A 20,311-nucleotide genomic window follows, 5' to 3' on the forward strand; every position below is an offset into this window, starting at 1 on the left:
TTCAGCATTAAGCATTCAGCGTTAAGCCTAATTCGTAATTACAAAAAGCTTCATTCATGATAAACTTAAAGAATTTCGAGGTTTGGTTCATTACCGGCAGCCAGCACCTGTATGGAGAAGAAACATTAAAACAGGTAGCAGAACATGCGCAAACTATTGCCAAGTCACTGGATGGCGCGGCCAGCATTCCCGTTCGGATTGTATTTAAGCCCGTGGTTAAAACCCCGGATGAAATATACCGCGTGTGCCAGGAAGCCAATACCACGGCTAACTGCATAGGCATCATTGCATGGATGCATACTTTCTCGCCTGCAAAAATGTGGATAGGCGGCCTCAAAGTATTACAACGTCCCTTGCTGCACCTGCATACCCAGTTTAACCGCGATATTCCCTGGGGACAAATAGATATGGACTTCATGAACCTGAACCAGTCGGCCCATGGTGACCGCGAGTTTGGTTTTATGATGTCGCGCATGCGCATGAACCGCAAAGTGGTAGTAGGCCACTGGCAGGAGAGCAGTGTGCAGGAAGAAATAGGCACCTGGCTGCGCGCTGCCGCCGGCTGGTACGACTGGCAGGGCGCCCGTTTTGCCCGTATTGGCGATAACATGCGCCAGGTAGCTGTTACTGAAGGTGATAAGGTAGAAGCTGAGCTGCAGTTCGGTTACTCCGTAAATGGTTATGGAGTAGGGGATGTAGTAGCCAAAGTAAAAGCGGTAAGCGATGCGGAAATAGCCCGCTTAACGGCTGAATACGAACAAAGCTATCAGGTGGCAGCTTCGCTGCGCAAAGGTGGCGATCAGCATGCTTCCTTACAAACTGCTGCAAGGATAGAATTAGGCTTGCGTGCTTTCCTGGAAGAAGGTAACTTTAAAGGGTTTACTGATACCTTTGAGGACCTGCATGGCCTTGACCAGCTGCCCGGTATAGCCGTGCAGCGCCTGATGGCGGATGGTTACGGCTTTGGCGGGGAAGGCGACTGGAAAACATCGGCCCTGGTGCGCGCCATGAAAGTAATGGGCAGCGGCCTGCCGGGCGGTACCTCTTTTATGGAGGATTATACATACCACTTTGACCCGGATAACCGTTTAGTATTAGGCGCGCACATGCTGGAAATATGTGCCTCCATTGCTAACGGCAAACCTTCCTGCGAAGTGCATCCCTTAGGTATTGGCGGAAAGGCTGACCCCGTGAGACTTGTATTTAATGTAGCTGAAGGCCCTGCCATTAATGCCTCCGTAATTGATATGGGTAACCGCTTCCGCCTGCTGGTGAATGAAGTGGAAGCCGTAAAACCGCAGCACGAGCTGCCCAAGCTGCCCGTAGCACGTGTGCTGTGGAAGCCCCTGCCGGATATGAGCACCGCCTGCGCAGCCTGGATCCAGGCCGGCGGCGCACACCATACCTGCTACAGCCAGCACTTAACCGCTGCGCATATGCAGGACTTCGCAGACATGGCCGGTATTGAATATGTGCGTATCGACAAAGAAACAAAACTGTACCAGTTCAGGAATGAGCTGCGTTGGAACGAAGTATTTTATCAGATCAATAAACGATAAACATAAAATTAGTTGCTGATTAACCATCAGCCATTGATGACGTGGAATAACAAAAGGCCGGATTCTTCCGGCCTTTTTTTTATGGGGTAGATATGGCAATTGTAGCAAAAGCCGGAAGAATCCGGCCTTTGTACATTTAAAAAACACTAAACAAATAGAACCGCTGTTATTGTTTGCCGGTAGTGCGGTCCAGCTCAATCCTGGCAGAGAGGTAATCATATACCGCCTCCAGGTAGTTCAGCTGGGCCGTTGTTAAGGCCAGTTCCGCATCCGTTAATTCCAGTCTTGTTGTTACGCCTTTCTGATAGCGGTATTGCACAATTGTATAGCTCTCACTCGCAGTGGTTTGTACCTGTTGCTGCGTTTGCATTCTTTCAGAAGTTTCCTGTAAGTTGGCTATCACCTGCCGCACTTCTGTTTTCAGCTGCTCATAAGCATCCGTGATCTCAATACCCGATTGCTCATAGGACAGCTTGGCCTGCCTGATCTTAGCCAGGTTGCTGCTGCCGCTGAATAAGGGTACAGATACCTGTGCACCTGCAAAAGATGCTGCCGGCCAGGAGGCATTGGTGAAATCAAACTTACGCGCCTGTGTTTGCAGCTGGTACTGGCCTACCAAAGACACTACAGGTAGCCGTCTTGCTTTGGCCAGGGCAATACCCTGCTCACTGATCTGGCGGTTAATGTTCAGCTGCTGCAGGTCCGGGCGGTTGGCTTTTGCTTCCTCGTACACCGCGGTTTCCTGCGGTATCACAATAACTTCCGGATGCCGCAGCAGGGAATCCGTAAGGTTCACTTCCTGCAGGGAGTCAATGCCTATGAGCGTGGTAAGCTGCAGCTTGCCTACTTCAATGGCTTTGTTCAGCCGCAGAATATCAGGCTCCAGGTTTTTAACGCTGGTGTATGCACGCAGCGTGTCTACCCGCAAAGCCCGGCCCTGCGCCAGTAAGGAGCTGGCATCCTGCAGGGCTTTTTTATTACGCTGCAGGCTTTCATACTGCAGCTTTAACCGTTGGTTCAGCACCAGTATGCCCAGGTAAGTGCGCTTTACAGCAGCGCTTATATCTATTTCTTTAGCGGCATAGCTGCTGCGGCTGGCTTTTTCCTGCAGCTGCGCTTCGCGCTGGGAGGGCCTTGCAGCCGGATTGTATACCGGGTAGGAGGCAGAGAGCGCAGCAGAGAACTGATCGCGCCCGCCAAAACGGCTGTAGGGAACTTTATCCTTATCATTCGTTTCCCCTAAGCCAAAGAACACCGGCAGGTCAAAATAATGTGCGTACTGCGCACCTATGCCGGCAGAGGGCAGGGACAGGCTGCGCGCCACTTTCCGCTGTTCCTGCGCCACGCTGATGTCAATGTTGGCCGCCTTTAGCTGGCGGTTATTCTTAATGGCCATAGACACTGCATCCTGCAACGATAAGGAGATCGTTTGTGCGTGCACGGTAGCACTGTACAGGAATAGTCCGGCCGATAATAAAATACTATATGGAAAAAATGTTCTACTTGTCATAATGCATCGTTTGTATGTACAGCAACAGGGTGGCCGCCAGCATGCGCTAACCCGGCAGCCCCGTTAACATCCCGTAACGCTGGTTTAGCGGGCCGGGAGAAATATGAATAAACAGAGGGGATCACATACAGGGTAAGCACACCGGCGAAGATCAATCCACCCACTACCACAATACCCAGTGAGGTACGGCTGCCGGAGGAGTTACCCAGCGACAGCGCAATGGGCAATGCGCCAAAGATCATGGCCAGCGTGGTCATTAAAATGGGGCGGAACCTGGATACCGCGGCATTCAGCACCGCCTCTCTTACCGTTTGCCCGGCCTGTTTGTTATGGTTGGCAAACTCCACGATCAGGATCCCGTTCTTCGTGATCAAACCTATGAGCATAATGATACCGATCTCACTGAAGATGTTGATAGACTGCCCGGTGAGCCACAGGCTCAGTAATGCGCCGGTTACAGCCATCGGCACCGTTAACAGGATGATGAACGGATCTATCAAACTTTCAAACTGTGCGGCCAGCACCAGGTAAATAAGGATGATGGCAAAGATGAAGGCAAAGAACAGGCTGGAGCTGCTTTCCGCATAATCGCGGCTTTGGCCTGCCAGGTCGGTAGAGAAACCTTTGGGCAATACCCTTGCGGTAATACCATCCAGCTCCTTGATGGCCTGTCCTAAACTAACGCCGGGCGGCGGGGTAGCGGAAATCGTTACCGCATATGACTGGTTGTAACGGTAAATAGCGGGAGGGCTGATGCCTTCTTTCAAAGACACCAGGTTATCCAGCGATACCATGTCGTTGTTAGCAGCTTTTACAAACAGGGAGCGCAGGTTCTCCGGTGTGGACCTTTCTTTACGGTCCAGCTGCCCGATCACTTCATACTGCCGGTCGTTATAAATAAAATATCCATAACGGCGGCCACTCAGCGCCAGCTGCAGCGTACGGCCAATTTCCTGGGTAGAGATGCCTAACTGGGCAGCCCGTTGCCGGTCAATGGAAATACTGATCTCCGGGCGGTTCACTTTAAAGTCAGGATCCTGGAAGCTGAGCTTTTTGCTTTGATATACTTCGCCCATCAGCTTGGGCATAATGTTCACCAGCTGCTGCAGGTCCGGCGCTTTAATAACATACTGCACCGGCTGTGTTGTAGCAAAACCGCCGATGGTAGGGATCTGTATGGGAATACATAATACATTGCGGAAACGCCCCACAGCGCCCATCAGCTTCTGGTACACCTGCGCCTGCGACAGGCCGCTTTTACGGTCTTTCGGATCTTCCAGGAATATCCACTGGAAGCCTCCGTTCACAGGTTGTGCCAGGGTGCCTATACTGGCTGCAATACCGGCATAGGTGCGGCTGTTGTTCAGGTCGGGGATAGAATCCGCTACGTAGTTACTGATCTCTTTCATAGTAGCTTCCATACTTTCATAGGAAGTACCTTCCGGTGCAATCACTGCCAGGCCTATCATAGAGCGGTCTTCCAGTGGCGCCAGCTCTGAAGGCAGCTTGGGTGCCAGCACATAAGCAATGGCAAATGACAGCAGCAGCAATCCAAAACCTGCCCAGCGATAACGGAAAAAGAAGCGCAGTGAACGTTCGTACCCGTTGTTCAATCCTACGAACCAGGGTTCTGTTTTGCGGTATAGCCAGCCATGCGTGGCGCCGGCCTTCAGTAAGTAAGCGCTCATCATAGGCGATAAGGTTAACGCCACAAATGCCGACACTAACACGGAACCTGCTACCACTATTGCAAACTCTTTGAACAAACGGCCGGTGATACCACCTAAGAATAAGATGGGCAGGAACACGGCCGCCAGCGTGATGGTAGTGGAGATCACCGCAAAATATATTTCATTGGAACCCGTGCGTGCGGCCTGCATCGGGTGCATGCCCTGTTCTACCTTACTGTAAATATTCTCCAGCACCACAATGGCATCATCCACCACCAGGCCAATGGCCAGCACCAATCCTAACAGGGTTAATACGTTGATGGAGAAGTTACCCACGTACATAATAAAGAACGCGGAGATGATGGATACCGGGATAGCTACAATGGGAATAATGGTGCTGCGCCAGTCGCGCAGGAAAATGAAAATGATCAGCGTTACCAGCCCAAAGGCTATCATCAGTGTTTCCTCTACTTCTGATAAGGAGTTACGCACCGGTACCGTAAAATCTTTACCTAAAGAGATCTGGTATTCTTTTGGCGCTGATTTTACAATCTCTTCAAAACGTTTTTTAAACTCATCCACAATAGCCAGGGAGTTGGCGCCACGCTGCGGCTGTACACCGGTACCTACTCCATACAGCGCTGTTTTGCCTTCCACTTCTATCATCGCCGTGCGTTCATTCTGTGATGACATTACTGCTGTACCCACATCCTGGAACCTTACGATGGCGCCATCCTTCTGGCTAACGATCATGTTATTGAAATCCGCTTCCGTCACTAATCTTCCCTGAGTGCGTAGCGTTACTTCCGTGTTTTGTCCCTCAATACGGCCGCTTGGTAAGTCAACGTTCTCACGCTGCAGCGCCGTTTGTATATCCGTAGGCGTTAGTCCGTATGCAGCCAGCTTCACAGGGTCCATACGTAAGCGCATGGAGCGTTTGCGGCCTGCATAGGAATCTACCAGGCGTACCCCGGGAATGGACTGTAAACGTTCTTTAATGTTAATGTTTACAAAGTCTGTAATGTCCTCCAGGCTTTTGGTAGCGCTTTTTACGGTCAGGAACACCAGGAACTCCGGTGGTCCGGATTTTTCCACTACAGTGGGCTCTATGTCCGTAGGCAGCTGCTGCCTTGATTTGGAAACCTTATCCCGCACATCATTGGCGGCTGCTTCCAGGTCGGCGCTCAGGTTAAATTCTACGGTAATAATGCTCACCTGTTCGCGTGATACGGACGACATAGCGCGGATCCCGTTGGCTTCCGCAATAGCCTCTTCCAGCGGTTTGGTTACCTGCGAGGCAATAATATCCGCGCTGGCGCCGGGGTACACAGTGGTAACTGTTACGATGGGAGAATCTGTTACCGGGTATTCCCGTGTGCCCAGGAAACTATAACCTACTATACCAAAAAGTATAAGCAGTACTGACATCACCCCGGCCAATACGGGCCTGGAGATGCTCATTTGTGAAATAGCACTCATAAAAAAAGAAGTTGTTAGAAATAAATGAGAGAGGGTGAAGGATGAAAGGCGAAGTATGTTTGATGCTACTGTAATATTGTTTCGCCTTTCAACACTTCACTTTATTTAACCGTAACCAGGTCCACGGCTGCACCGGGCGTAAGGCGCAGCAGGTTGCTGGTGATCACGGTATCGCCGGCGGCTAATCCTTTTAAGATCTGTACATCGTAAGCGCCGCGTTGTCCTATCTGTACTTCGGTGAATTGAACGGTTTTATTTTTAGATACATATACTGCGTATCCCTGTGAAGATGGCATCAGCGCCTGGCTGGGGATCTTCAGTGCATTGTCTGCAGTATGCAGGGACAGTGTTAAACGTGCGCTTTGCCCGGGAACCAGCGTGTGCTGCGCATTGGGAGCAATAGCTCTTATCAGCAGCGTGCGGGTTTGCGCATCCAGGCTGGATTCTTTTGCGATCACGGTAGCATGGTGCTGCGCGGTATCGGATGCTACGCTAAAAGCCTGCTGCTCATTAATGCTGATCAGGTTTGCATATTTTTCCGGTACCTGGAACTCAACTTTAATACGGCTGTCGTCCACAATGTTCGTGAGCACGGTGTTGGCAGATACCAATGCGCCCTGGTAAGCGCGGATAATACCGATACGGCCGTTAAACGGCGCGCGGATGCGTGTTTTGGCAATGGTAACCTGTAGGGCGCGGATCTCTGCCTGCAGCACTTTCAGGTTAGTGATAGCCTGGTCATAATCCTGCTGCATGGCTGCATCATGCGCTATCAGGTCTTTCAGGCGCGTCTCGTTCAGGATGGCCAGCTTCTCCTGCTGGTGTAGCCTTTCCAGGTCGGCCTGCAGGTCTGCATCATCCAGCTGGAACAGCAGGGCGCCTGCAGAAACTACGTTACCTTCTTTTACATGTACCTGCACAACCTTGCGTTGCAGCTCGCTCACAATGCTTACTTCCTGGTTGGCTACCAGGGAGCCGGTGATCTCCAGCTCATCGCTAAAGTTGCTGGTTCGTACAATATGGCCGTCAGCCGGAATGGCTGTAGATGCTGCGGTGGCGGCGGGTGCGGGCTCTTTTTCACTGGCCCGGGTGGCACAGGCCTGCAGCAACACTGAGATCAGGGAAGAGAGCAGGAACAGGCTGATGCCGGAACGGAATAACAATAACTGATGCTTCATAAAAAAGGGTACTTTGTTATAGACTTATTTAAATGTTTCGATTGGTTAGAACCTGGGAAACCCAAAAAGTTCATCCGGGTTACAAAGATATAGACGTATTGAAATGTTTCGATAGATTAAGTGTAAAAAAAGTGTCAGCTTTTTAAGGTCTGTAAAAATTCTACGTACTGGTCTATCATTGCAGCATTCAAATGGTACTTTACGTAACGGCCTTCTTTTACCGGAATTACCAGCTCTGCATCGGACAGCTGTTTCAGATGGTGGGAGATAGAGGGTTGGGTAAGATCTATAAATTCATACATATCGGAACAGTACAAACAGTCCTGGTTTTTTCTTAACTCCTTTAAGATCAATAGGCGGTTAGGGTCTGCTAGCGCTTTGGCAATCTTCTCCACTTTCTTGGTATCCATACAATAATCTTTATAGCTTATAGCAATTGAAAAGCGAAATTACAGCTTTAAATGAAGTTATCCAGCAATTCAAAGGGTATTCCAGTCGTGGAGCAGTTCTTTTAACAATTTCTTTCCCTCCGGCCATTCCCCTAAGCCGGAGCTGGCGTTAATGTGTCCTTTGGGCCCGGCGTTCACAAAACGGCTGCCCCATGCATCTGCAAACAGGTGCGAACGTTCCGGTGTGGTGTATTCATCATTCGTGCTGGACACTACAATGCTTTTAAAGGGAAGGGGCTGTAAGGGAATGGGAGAGAAGCCTTTGGCTTCCTTTGGGAAAGATGGGCGTTCCGCATCGGCCGGCGCTACCAGCAGGGCGCCCTTTATATGCAGCTTTGTTTGCGCAGCCCAGTGTACCAGCGCTATGCAGGCCAGGCTATGCGCTACAATAACTACCTGCGGGCCTGCGGCAGCTACTGCCTGCTCTATTTGTTTAACCCAGTCTGCACATACCGGCGCATCCCAGTTCTTTTGTTCGATCCGTTGAATGCCAGGCTGCTGTTCCCATAATGTTTGCCAATGTAAAGGACCGGAGCTGCCCAACCCGGGGGCAGTCAGAACGCTTATATCCATAAATACCAGACGGTTTAGAAAGATGGATATACAATGTACGTTAAATGCAGAAAAAAAGAAAGGCCGAAGGAATTCGGCCTTTTTTAATGCTAAAATTCCACGTTATGGCACTCAGGTCCATAAGATCTTTAACGAATAATTTATGTTGCGCATAATAGTTTATGAAGGAAATAGAACAGCGATCACGCTGGAGAAATGTATTGTCTATGTTATGGCTGCTGCTTTGTAAGACAAATGTAGTACTTAACTTATAAATTTCAAATTGCGTTGTATGCCTTTATGCTTAGCTCTTTTTAACGGAGAGTAACGGAATATTTCCCTGAAAGCCTCTTCAGACAAGGCTTCCCAGTCACGTGTGCTGAAGTTAAGTATTTCAGGAATGGGGACAAACTCCACAGTTTTATTTGGTTTTGAAAAGCGGTTCCAGGGGCAAACATCCTGGCAAATATCACAACCGAACATCCAGTCCTGGAAGCGTCCCTGCATTTCATTGGGGATCAGCATATCCTTTAGCTCAATGGTATAATAAGAAATGCAGCGGCTGCCATCTACCACGCCCGGTTTTACCAAAGCCTGTGTGGGACAGGCATCCAGGCAGCGGGTGCAGCTGCCGCAATAGTCGCCAACCGGCGAATCATATTCCAGCGGAAGGTTGGTGATCAGCGTTGCAATAAAAAAGAAAGAGCCGGCCTGCTTATGTATCAGGTTGCCGTTCTTACCTATCCATCCTAAACCGCTGCGCTGCGCCCAGCTGCGTTCCAGCACAGGTGCAGAATCTACGAATCCGCGGCCGCTTACTTCACCTATCTGCTCCTGCATTTGCAATAGCAGGGTGTTTAGCTTTGCTTTAATTACTTCGTGGTAATCTTTACCGTATGCATACTTTGCTACTTTGGGGGCTTGCGGGTGCTGCTGCTCCGCAGGGTAGTAATTTAATAACAGGGTTATTACAGATTGTGCATCATCTACCAGCTTACGGGGATCAATACGTTTATCAAAATAGTTCTCCATATAATGCATGGAGCCATGCATACCCTTGTGCAGCCACTCTTCCAGGCGGCGGGCATCCGCATCCAGCTGCACGGCGCGGGCAATACCGCAATGGTCAAAGCCCAGCGCTACTGCCTGTTGTTTAATAAAACGCGTATTCTTTTCTATAGCCGTTAGCATTGCCCCTGCAAGGTACAAAACATACTGCTAAAACCCGGCAGGCCGGGCGCTGCCCTGTTCGTGTTATAGGGCGAAAGAGGAAAATGGTTATTTTCGCCGCAGTTTTATTTATCCCTATATGCAATTCAAGCGGACAATTATTGCTTTAACCGGTTGTTTGTTTACCTTATCAGCACTCGCACAAGAAAAAAACAAGACCCGGTTCGGAAAGATCACCCCCGAAGATTTCCAGAAAACCCGTTACGAGCTGGATACCGGCGCACATGCGGTAGTGCTGGCAGATATAGGCTCCACTGAGTTTGATACGGAAGGTGATCATTTTACCTTATCGTTCAAACATTTCCGCCGGGTGAAGATCCTGGATAAAACCGGGTACGAAGCTGCCAATGAAGAAATTTACCTGTACGGGAATGGCGATAAGGAACAAAAGCTGACCAGCCTTAAAGCAGCCTGTTATAATCTGGAGAACGGGCAGGTGGTGGAAACTAAAATGGATAGTAAAGATGTATTTACCCAGGAGATAGATAAAGAACAGCGGGTAAAGAAATTTACGCTACCGGCCGTAAAGGAGGGGGCTATTGTTGAGTACTCTTACACCATTATATTTCCTTATGTATTTATTCTGCCACCCTGGGCTTTCCAGGGTGAATACCCGGTACTTTGGAGCGAATATTCCGTAGGTATCCCGGAGATGTACGAGTACGTTTTTATTGCGCAGGGCTATCAGAAGTTTGAAACTAAAACGCGGGAAGATGCGAGGAAAAACTTCTCCATTCACTATGATCCAAAAGCAATATATGGTACAAGCTCCGGGCAAACTGAACGCATAAACGTAAACGCGAACGTGAGCACTTTCCGTTGGGTAGCCAAAGATGTACCGGTGTTAAAAGAGGAAGGTTTTACCACCAGCCTCCTTAACCACATTACCAGAATTGACTTTCAGCTTGCTGCCATAAAATACCCGGATAACCCTGTGCACCAGGTAATGGGTACCTGGCAACAGCTTGCTAAGGAAATAATGAAAAGGGAGGACTATGGCGTTCCCCTGGATAATTACAATGGCTTTCTGGGCGACATAGTAGCACAGCTTACAAGGAGCGCAGCCACTGATGAAGAAAAGGCGCGTAATATTTATGCTTATGTAAGGAATAATTATGCCTGCACAGATTATGATGAGCTGTACATGCAGAAAACATTAAAGAGCGTATTCACCGGCAGGAACGGTAATGTAACGGAAGTGAACCTGCTGCTGGTGGCTATGCTGCGCAAGGCCGGGCTCACGGCTTACCCGGTGATATTAAGCACCCGCAGGAACGGGTATACGAATGCTCAATATCCGCTGATCTCTAAATTTAACTATACCATAGCAGATGTGGAGCTGGCAGATGGGCCTCATTACCTGGATGCGGCCCATGCCCTGGGTTTTGGTAAGCTGCACGCCTCCTGTTATAACGGGCATGCCCGCATACTGGATACCGCTGCCCGGGCCGTGCAGTTTAATACAGATTCCTTACCGGATCAGAAAACCACTTCCATCTTTATGGTAGCAGGTAAAGAAGGCATGAAAGGCACTTTACAGCAATGGCTTAGCTATAATAATTCCTATAACCTGCGCGGGTTGATACATGATAAAGGCAAAGAAGCATACTTTAACTCGCTGGCCAAAGCATATCCAAAACTAAGCGGGGCTGAGATCACGGACCTGGATAGCCTGGATGCGCCGGTGATTATTAAATATGATTTCGCTCTTAACACGGGAGAAGAAGACCTGATATATTTTAATCCCATGCTGGGGGAAGCAATGGAAAGTAATCCCTTTAAATCACAGCAGCGTTTTTATCCGGTTGAAATGCCCGCCAAAGTAGATCATAACTACGTGCTGAATATGGAGATACCAGCTGGTTACGAAGTAGAGGAGCTGCCAAAATCAGCCCTGGTAAAGTTTAATGAGGGTGAAGGGGTGTTCCAGTATGTGATAGAAAAAACAGATAAGGCTATTCAGTTCCGTTCCCGTATAAGGCTTAACAAGACTTATTTTGCGCCGGATGAATATGAATCCCTGCGTAGCTTTTATGATATGATCGTGAAGAAACAGAACGAGCAGATCGTACTGAAAAAGAAAAAGTAGGCAGCGGTTGCGGGTTGAAATTGGGATCAGCGGGCGTTTTGCGACTGCCCCGTTCGTGTGATGGCCTGGAATAGTAAAATAATTACTTTCGCCACAGTTTTATTTATCCCTATATGCAATTTAAGCGAACAGTTAGTGTTCTTACCGTTTGTTTGTTCACCTTAGCATCGGTAGCACAAGAGAAAAACAAGATCCGGTATGGAAAGATCTCCCCGGAAGATTTCCAGAAAACCCGTTACGAGCTGGATACCGGCGCCCATGCCGTGGTGCTGGCAGATGTTGGATCTACAGAATTTGAAGCTTATCAGAGTGATCTGCGCTTAGTGTACACCCGCTACCGGCGGGTGAAGATCCTGGACAAAACCGGTTATGAAGCCGCCAATGAAGAAATTTACCTGTACGTAAGCGGTAATGACGAGGAGAAGGTGAGCAACCTTAAAGCTGTTACCTATAACCTGGAGGACGGGAAGGTAGTAGACACCCGGATGGATAGCAAAGGCGTATTCACTGAGGAGCTGGATAAGAACCACCGCACAAAGAAGTTCACGCTGCCGGCCGTAAAGGAAGGTTCTATTATTGAATACACCTACACAGTAACTTCTCCTTTTATCTTTAACCTGCAGCCCTGGGCATTCCAGGGAGAGTATCCCATTCTTTGGAGTGAATACACGGCTGCTATCCCTGAGTTTTATGAATATGTTTTTATCTCACAGGGGTATCATCCATTAACCGGTAAAAAAGAAGAATCTCAGCGTACTTTCCCTTTCCGGGTGAGCGCCGGCGGCGGGTATGGGGAGCCTGCTACTTCAAGAACAGAGCAGGCAGATGTAAAAGCTAATATAACTATCTACAATTGGGTAGCTAAAGAGGTACCTGCGCTGAAAGAAGAAGCATTTACCACCAGTATTAATAACCATATTACCAAGATCGATTTTCAGCTGGCTGCCATTAAACCACCGGGCGGCATAGTAAAACCGGTATTGGGCACCTGGCCCAAGCTGGTAGAAGACCTGATGAAAGAAAGCTCTTATGGCGGTGGGTTGGATAAGAACAATGGTTACATGAGCGATGTGGTAGACGGCCTTACGCAAGGCGCTGGATCTGATGAAGAAAAAGCGCGTAAGATCTATTCTTATGTAAGGAATAACTTTACCTGTAACGATCACTCCTCGCTGTACATGGATAAATCCATGAAAACAGTGTTCACTACTAAGAACGGGAATGTAACAGATATTAACCTGCTGCTGGTGGCCATGCTGCGCAAAGCAGGACTAAAAGCATACCCGGTGCTGCTGAGCACCCGCAGCCATGGTGTAGTGAATCCCCTGTATCCAATCGTAAGCCGTTTTAATTATACTGTAGTGGAATTACAGCTGGGTGATAACCTTGTTGCTTACCTGGATGCTTCTTACCCGCTGGGTTTCGGTAAGCTGCATGCCTCCTGTTATAACGGCCATGCCCGTATTATGGATGAAGAAGCTACGCCTACTTTTTTTAGCGCAGATTCCCTGCGGGAACAAAAGATCACCAGTGTAATACTGGCGGCAGGAGAGAACGGCGTCCTGAAAGGCACCTTTCAGCAACGGCCTTCTTACTTTGAATCCTATAACCTGCGTGGTTTGATACATGAAAAAGGTAAAGAGGAATGTTTTAAGGATATTGCCAAAACCTATTCAAAGCTGAGCAATACTGCTTTGTTAAATACAGACAGCCTGGATGTGCCCTTAGGCATATCCTATGAGTTTGAGTGGCAGCCCGGTGATGAAGATATGCTGTACCTGAACCCGATGTTTGGCGAAGCTACCAAAACCAATCCCTTTAAATCGGCCACGCGTTTTTACCCGGTGGAAATGCCGGCCACTTTTGATGAAGTGTATACCATGAACCTGGAAATACCGGCCGGTTATGAAGTGGAGGAGCTGCCTAAGCCCGCCATGGTAAAGTTCAATGATGATGAAGGCCTGTTTCAGTATCTGATAGCTAAGAACGATAACTTTATACAGTTCCGTTCCCGCATAAAGCTGGATAAGGCTTTATTTATGCCGGAGGAATACGAAACCCTGCGTGACTTTTTTGATATGATCGTGAAGAAACAGGGCGAACAGATCGTACTGAAAAAGAAAAAATGATCATGCGTACATTATTGTTATCCTTTTCCTGCTGCTGCCTTTTCCTGTTAACCACTGCCATAGCAAAAGCAGGCGACCCGGAATACCCGGCTGCTACTATTCCTGCAGAGCTGAAAGCAGGCGCTCATGCGGTAAAGCGCTGGGAAGAGGTGCAGTTTAAGTTAACCGGTACCGGTGAGGCGCGGCTGATTAATCATTACGTGATCACTGTGCTGGATGAATCCGGGGCAAAATATGCACGCATGGTGGAATGGTATGATAAGCTCAGAACCATCCGCTCCATTCACGGGGTGTTATATGATGCCAGTGGTAAAGCCATTAAAAAACTGAAGCAAAGTGATGTTACAGACGAGGCATATCTGGACGGTTCTTCAATGGTTACAGACGATCGCTTAAAACGTCATTCCTTTTATTACAGCGTATACCCTTACACGGTAGAATATGAAGTAACGGTTGATTATAACTGTACGGCTTTTTTTCCGGACTGGGTACCGCAGGATGCCAGGGACATGGCGGTAGAGCAAAGCCACCTGCTGGTAAGTGTACCGCTGGCATACCAATTACGGTACCGGCAGGTATTATATGAAGGCGCCCCGCAGGTAACTACAGAAAAGGATATACGTACTTATACCTGGGAGGCAAAACAGATCAAGGCAAGGCCTGACGAAATAATGGCCCCGGCCTGGCGCCGGCGTACCACAGCTGTGCTGCTGGCGCCCAGCGGTTTTGAAATGGGCGCCTACAAAGGCAGTATGAACAGCTGGGAAGAATACGGCAGGTTTACGTATGTGCTGAATAAGGACCGGGATGTGCTGCCCGCAGCAGTCAAACAAACGGTGCATCAGCTGGCAGACGGCGTAAGCGATCCTTCAGAGAAGATACGGGTACTGTATCAATACTTACAGCAGCATACCCGTTATGTAGGCATACAGCTGGGTATAGGCGGCTGGCAAACCTTTGATGCGGAATATGTAGCCAATAAAGGTTATGGCGATTGTAAGGCGCTTTCCAACTACATGTGCGCTTTGTTAAAAGAGGCGGGCATTACAGCCTATTGTACACTGGTGCACGCCGGTGAAGGACAAATTGCTTTTGAAAGTGATTTTCCCAGCAATCAGTTTAATCACATGATCGCCTGTGTGCCGCGTGGTAAGGATACTACCTGGCTGGAATGTACAAGTGCCTATTTACCTGCCGGTTATTTAAGCGGTTTTACAGCTGACCGCCCGGTATTGATCATTACAGAGAATGGGGGAAAGCTGATACACACACCGGCATATGGTCCCCTGCAAAACCAGCAGCTGCGGCGGCTGGAAGCGCATATTACACCGGAAGGCAACGTACAGGCAAAGGTGCGTACTATCAGCACCGGTATGCAGCAGGACGATCTGCTGCAAAGGTTGCATGAATCCTCCCGTGAAAAATTAATGGAATGGATCCGTACGGCACTGTCCCTGCCCAGCTATGATGTAAACCGTTATAACTGCCTGGAACAACATGATACATTGCCGGCCATTGAAGAGCAGCTGGATATAACAGCCCGTAACTATGTTGCCATCAGCGGCAAGCGGATGTTCATTGAGCCCAATGTCCTGAATAAAAGTTCTTTACGCATTAATACGGAGGAGCAGCGCCGTTCCGATATTCAGCGGGTATTTGCCTATACGGATGTGGATACGGTGTTGCTTACCATTCCTGGGGGCTACACTGTAGAAGCATTGCCTAAACCCACGCTGTTAAAAAGCCGGTTCGGTACCTATGCATCAGTAGCATTGGTAAAGGATAGCACAATTACGTATATACGTACCGTGCAGGGTAATGCCGGCACTTTCCCGGCCAGCACTTTCCCTGAGCTGGAACAGTATTATGAAGGCATGTATAAGGCGGATAGAGGCAAGATTGTGCTGGTGAAAAAGGAATAGCCGATGGTCCATAGTCCATGGTCCATTGCCTGCTTCGCGGGCGAATTACTTCGTGGTTATGCGGGACAGTCCACGGTCCACAGCCCTGAGCGTGCATGAACTACTTCCTGGTTACACAGCATATAATTATAAAACATCAATACGCAGTAGGCTATGGACTATGGACCATCGACCATGGACTCACTTCTCTCTCACACTCACAGAAATATGCCGGTCGTGTTTTTTTTCTTCATCGGAAGCGGTGGCCGGTGCTTTGGCAAACTGTGAGCCATATCCTTCAGCAGCGGGTACTTGTGCCGCATCTGTATGCAGCTTTAACAGGGCATTACGTACTGCATCTGCACGGGCCTGCGACAGCTTAATGTTGCCCAGGCTATCACCCGAACGGTCCGTATAACCGCCTATTTTGATCTTTGCTTTGGGAAATGCCCGCAGGATATCCGCAATGTTCTGCAGCTGCGGTTTGCTGTCGGGGCTAATGTTGGCGCTGCCGGTAGTAAAATTCAGGTTATCAAAGTCAAACCATACATCCTTACCGGGTTGCTTGCTGTCATCTTTCAGGAAGGCTACCAGCTGATCTTCAATACCTCCTTTATATGCATCCCGCACCGTACCATCCGGCAGGCTTACCTTAATACTTTCACGCGTTACTACTTCCGGGGTCGATACCTGTGCCATAGCCGTATCCATCATGGTTTCGGAGCTTACAGTATCCGTGATCACGGTATCGGTGGTTTTACCTCCGCCGCAGCCTTTTACCAGGTACCAGAGTAATATAATGGCTATTAATATCAATAACAGCGACCATAACCAACGGGTGCTGCCGGCGGCCTTTTGAGCGGTCTGCGTCATGCTTTCGGAGGTTTTACCGGCCGGAGTGCTGGCAAAGCCGGCTGCCATGTTGGAGAGCTTACGGCTTAACTCCGTAAGGCTGCCTAAGCCTATTAAACCGGCCAGGTTAAACCCGGGCGGCACGGCAGAAAGGATCTGCTCTTTCTGGCTGTTCAAAAAGGCCAGGAAGCTGCTGCCGCTCAGATGCTGGTTGGCAGCATATTCTCCTGCAGCGCCCAGGGCCGCCGGGGTGGCCGCGTGCAGCAGGGTGCCGGCAGAGGATTCCCGGATACCTGCATAGGCGGCAATGGCGCTGGTAAGATCTCCTACTTTATTGCCGAAAAGACCCTGTAACAGCTCCGTGCCCTTACCTACCCAGCCGCCTGCATTGTTTTGCAGGCTGCTGATAATGGTGCCGGTAGTATTGGCGCCGGCCGCTTCTTTGGCCAGGTTGAGGGCGCCATTGGAATCGCCCTGGGGGCCGGCTTTATATAAAAGGCCGGTGAGTAAGGCGGGAATAATACCGCTGACGGCGTTCTGTACGCCGGATTCACTTTCGCCCAGCCGCGCTGCGGCCTGGGAAATAACATCGCTGGTGAAAAGACCTTTAACAGCGGTCAGTAAGTCAAAAGACATGGGGTGCTATTTTTTGGGTGTATAACATAAACAGGCAGGCTGGGCGATTTGTTTAGTCGCCGGCCGAATGGCCGGCAGTCCATGGCCGATGGTCCATAGTCTATGGCCTTGTGCGTGAGCAAAATATTTCGTGATTAGGTTGTTTCCTGCTTAATATTCGCTGAAATGCAGAAGCACTTAGTATCAAGTACAACATTAAATCACGCAGCAGGCAATGGACTATCGACTATGGACCATGGACTGGGGCCTGTAGCCCCCTGAAATATTAGCAGCTAAAGCCACCTCAACCTGAAAAAAGAGCAGTGAAAGCGTGTTAAATATGTCAAAATTGCCAGTAAACTGGGTTGGAGCGTGATTTGTTGTAAAGGAGCCAATGGTCAACAGACTAAATTCAATAACAAAAGGAGAAAATTTAAGACAATGAACCTCAACAATTTTACCATCAAATCCCAGGAAACGCTGCAACATGCGCAGCAGCTGGCCTTTAACAGCCAGCAGCAGGCCATTGAAACAGGCCACTTGTTAAAAGCGCTGGTAGATGATGAAGATAACTCCATCGCGTATTTACTCAAGAAAAATGATGTAAATACCGGTTTTATCTCCGGTAAGCTGGATGAGCAATTGAAGAAATATCCCAGGGTATCCGGTGCAGAACCGGCCCAAACCCTGAGCCGCGACGCTAACAGTGCCTTACTGCGCGCCGGCAGCAGCATCAAAGAGTTTAAAGACGAATTTGTAAGTGTAGAACACCTGCTGCTTGGATTACTGGGCGGCAACGATGATACTGCCAAATTGCTGAAAGATGCCGGTTTAACGGAAAAGGGCCTGAAGGCCGCTGTAAAAGATCTGCGTAAAGGTAATACGGTTAATTCCCAGACAGCCGATGCGCAGTACAATTCCCTGCAGAAATACGCCAAGAACCTGAATGAGCTTGCCAGCGCCGGTAAGCTGGATCCTGTAATAGGCCGGGATGAAGAGATCCGGAGAACGCTCCACATCCTTTCCCGCCGTTCCAAGAACAACCCTATACTGGTAGGTGAGCCGGGTGTTGGTAAAACAGCCATCGTAGAAGGACTGGCGCACCGTATCATTAACGGCGATGTGCCGGATAACCTGCGCTCCAAAACCATCTTTGCCCTGGATATGGGTGCATTGATGGCAGGCGCTAAATACCGCGGTGAGTTTGAAGAAAGGCTGAAATCTGTAGTAAAGGAAGTAACAGAAAGCGAAGGACAGATCATCCTGTTCATAGATGAGATACACACCCTGATCGGTGCAGGTGCTATGGAAGGCGCTATGGATGCGGCCAACATCTTAAAGCCTGCCCTGGCGCGCGGCGAGCTGCGGGCCATTGGCGCCACCACGCTGAATGAGTATCAGAAATATTTTGAAAAAGATAAAGCCCTGGAACGCCGCTTCCAGCGCGTAATGGTAGATGAGCCCAGCGCAGAAGACGCCATCTCTATACTGAGAGGGCTGAAAGAACGCTATGAAAGCCATCACCATGTAAGGATAAAGGATGAAGCCATTATTGCGGCAGTAGAATTATCACAACGTTATATTACCGACCGCTTTTTACCAGACAAGGCCATTGACCTCATAGATGAAAGCGCAGCCAAGCTGCGGCTTGAAATGAACTCCATGCCGGAAGAGCTGGATGAACTGGAGAGAAGGATCCGGCAGCTGGAAATTGAACGCGAGGCCATTAAACGTGAAAATGATGAAGAAAAGCTGTCGGAGTTAAATGCCGAAATAGCCCGCCTGAGCGAAGAAAGGAACACCTTTAAAGCTAAATGGCAGGAGGAAAAAGAAGTAGTGGACAGGATACAGAATGCGAAAGCTGCAATTGAAGATCTGAAACAGGAAGCCGAACAGGCGGAAAGGAACGGTGAATATGGTAAAGTAGCAGAGATCCGCTACGGCAAGGTAAAAGAACAGGAGCAGCTGGTTGCAAAGTACACAGCGGAGCTGAATGAATTGTCTGACAACCACAAACGCTTGTTGAAAGAGGAAGTGGACGCGGAAGATATAGCCGAAAATGTAGCCAAAGCTACCGGCATACCGGTAACGCGCATGATGCAGAGTGAGCGGGATAAGTTGTTAAGACTGGAAGATGAATTACACAAACGGGTGGTAGGACAGGAAGAAGCCATTATTGCAGTGGCAGACGCCATCCGCCGAAGCCGTGCCGGATTACAGGATCCTAAAAGGCCGATCGGCTCCTTTATTTTCCTGGGTACTACCGGTGTAGGTAAAACGGAGTTAGCGAAAGCGCTGGCAGATTACCTGTTTGATGATGAGAGCATGATGACGCGGATAGATATGAGTGAGTACCAGGAGAAACATGCCGTAAGCAGGTTAGTAGGTGCGCCCCCGGGATATGTCGGGTATGAAGAAGGCGGACAGCTTACAGAAGCCGTAAGACGTAAACCTTACTCCGTGGTGTTGCTGGACGAAATTGAGAAAGCACACCCTGACACTTTCAACATCCTGTTACAGGTACTGGACGATGGCCGTTTAACAGACAACAAGGGCCGTGTGGTGAACTTTAAGAACACCATCATCATTATGACCAGCAACATGGGTAGCCACATTATCCAGGAGAATTTTGAGAAGATCAATGAAAAGAACCGTGAAGAAGTAGTGGATGCTACCCGTGAGGAAGTAATGACCCTGCTGAAACAAACCATTCGTCCGGAGTTCCTGAACAGGGTGGATGAAGTGATCATGTTCCAGCCGCTGATGCGGGAAGAGATCAAAGGTATCATCACCATACAGCTGCAGCAGCTGAAAGAGCTGATGGCCAGAAACGGCATGATACTTGATTTATCTGATTACGCTTTGGATTACCTGTCTGTACAGGGTTATGATCCGCAGTTCGGCGCACGCCCGCTGAAACGCCTGATCCAGAAAGAGATTGTGAACCTGTTAAGCAAGAAGATCCTATCAGGTGAGATTGATAAGAGCAAGCCGGTACTGGTAGATGTGTTTGATGGTGTAGTAGTGATCAGGAACAACGGTAACGGGCAACATTAAACGAGCATTGACAAAATATAACGATATACAGTTACAAGGAA

At 49.0% G+C, this 20,311-nt stretch carries 12 protein-coding genes; 5 read left to right on the forward strand and 7 right to left on the reverse strand.

The features are described 5' to 3' along the window. Positions 1 to 56: 56 nt before the first annotated feature. The gene (gene araA, locus BMZ54_RS26835) at positions 57 to 1,559 is read left to right on the forward strand and encodes an L-arabinose isomerase (protein WP_089919316.1); all 1,503 of its coding nucleotides are present in this window, start codon (positions 57 to 59) and stop codon (positions 1,557 to 1,559) included. Positions 1,560 to 1,725: 166 nt separating this feature from the next. On the opposite strand, the gene BMZ54_RS26840 is transcribed toward araA, so the two are convergent. The 6 genes from BMZ54_RS26840 to queG all read right to left on the reverse strand — a co-directional run bounded on the left by BMZ54_RS26840 (position 1,726) and on the right by queG (position 9,588). After that, on the reverse strand, positions 1,726 to 3,069 hold the full coding sequence (locus tag BMZ54_RS26840) for a TolC family protein (RefSeq protein WP_089919317.1): 1,344 nt from the start codon (positions 3,067 to 3,069) through the stop codon (positions 1,726 to 1,728). Beyond that, entirely contained in the window at positions 3,066 to 6,218 is a 3,153-nt protein-coding gene (locus BMZ54_RS26845) for an efflux RND transporter permease subunit (protein WP_089919319.1), read from the reverse strand. Before BMZ54_RS26845 ends, BMZ54_RS26840 begins: the two co-directional genes overlap by 4 nt. Before the next feature lie 101 nt (positions 6,219 to 6,319). Next, positions 6,320 to 7,396, reverse strand: coding sequence for an efflux RND transporter periplasmic adaptor subunit (locus BMZ54_RS26850; protein ID WP_089919321.1), 1,077 nt, complete (start codon positions 7,394 to 7,396; stop codon positions 6,320 to 6,322). A 134-nt stretch (positions 7,397 to 7,530) separates the two neighbouring features. Continuing rightward, the gene (locus BMZ54_RS26855) at positions 7,531 to 7,806 is read right to left on the reverse strand and encodes an ArsR/SmtB family transcription factor (protein WP_089919322.1); all 276 of its coding nucleotides are present in this window, start codon (positions 7,804 to 7,806) and stop codon (positions 7,531 to 7,533) included. A 69-nt stretch (positions 7,807 to 7,875) separates the two neighbouring features. Continuing rightward, positions 7,876 to 8,418, reverse strand: a complete 543-nt coding sequence (locus BMZ54_RS26860) for an RBBP9/YdeN family alpha/beta hydrolase (RefSeq protein ID WP_089919324.1) — start codon at positions 8,416 to 8,418, stop codon at positions 7,876 to 7,878. Between the two features lie 243 nt (positions 8,419 to 8,661). After that, on the reverse strand, positions 8,662 to 9,588 hold the full coding sequence (gene queG / locus BMZ54_RS26865) for a tRNA epoxyqueuosine(34) reductase QueG (protein WP_089919326.1): 927 nt from the start codon (positions 9,586 to 9,588) through the stop codon (positions 8,662 to 8,664). A 118-nt stretch (positions 9,589 to 9,706) separates the two neighbouring features. Here queG and BMZ54_RS26870 point away from each other — a divergent pair, with 118 nt between their 5' ends. From BMZ54_RS26870 to BMZ54_RS26880, 3 genes are all read left to right on the forward strand, one after another. Next, complete coding sequence (locus BMZ54_RS26870) at positions 9,707 to 11,716, forward strand: DUF3857 domain-containing protein (RefSeq protein ID WP_089919328.1); 2,010 nt, start codon at positions 9,707 to 9,709, stop codon at positions 11,714 to 11,716. Between the two features lie 113 nt (positions 11,717 to 11,829). Continuing rightward, positions 11,830 to 13,845, forward strand: a complete 2,016-nt coding sequence (locus BMZ54_RS26875) for a transglutaminase domain-containing protein (protein WP_089919329.1) — start codon at positions 11,830 to 11,832, stop codon at positions 13,843 to 13,845. Positions 13,846 to 13,847: 2 nt separating this feature from the next. Continuing rightward, on the forward strand, positions 13,848 to 15,767 hold the full coding sequence (locus BMZ54_RS26880) for a DUF3857 domain-containing transglutaminase family protein (protein ID WP_162277679.1): 1,920 nt from the start codon (positions 13,848 to 13,850) through the stop codon (positions 15,765 to 15,767). A gap of 180 nt (positions 15,768 to 15,947) precedes the next feature. Here the strand turns inward: BMZ54_RS26880 and BMZ54_RS26885 are convergent, their stop codons facing one another. Continuing rightward, positions 15,948 to 17,234: an OmpA family protein gene (locus BMZ54_RS26885; protein ID WP_089919333.1), complete on the reverse strand. Its 1,287-nt coding sequence runs from the start codon at positions 17,232 to 17,234 to the stop codon at positions 15,948 to 15,950. A gap of 420 nt (positions 17,235 to 17,654) precedes the next feature. Here BMZ54_RS26885 and clpB point away from each other — a divergent pair, with 420 nt between their 5' ends. Continuing rightward, positions 17,655 to 20,270: an ATP-dependent chaperone ClpB gene (gene clpB, locus BMZ54_RS26890; protein ID WP_089919335.1), complete on the forward strand. Its 2,616-nt coding sequence runs from the start codon at positions 17,655 to 17,657 to the stop codon at positions 20,268 to 20,270. Positions 20,271 to 20,311 lie beyond the last annotated feature (41 nt).

This window comes from Chitinophaga rupis (assembly GCF_900109685.1).
Lineage (GTDB): Bacteria > Bacteroidota > Bacteroidia > Chitinophagales > Chitinophagaceae > Chitinophaga > Chitinophaga rupis.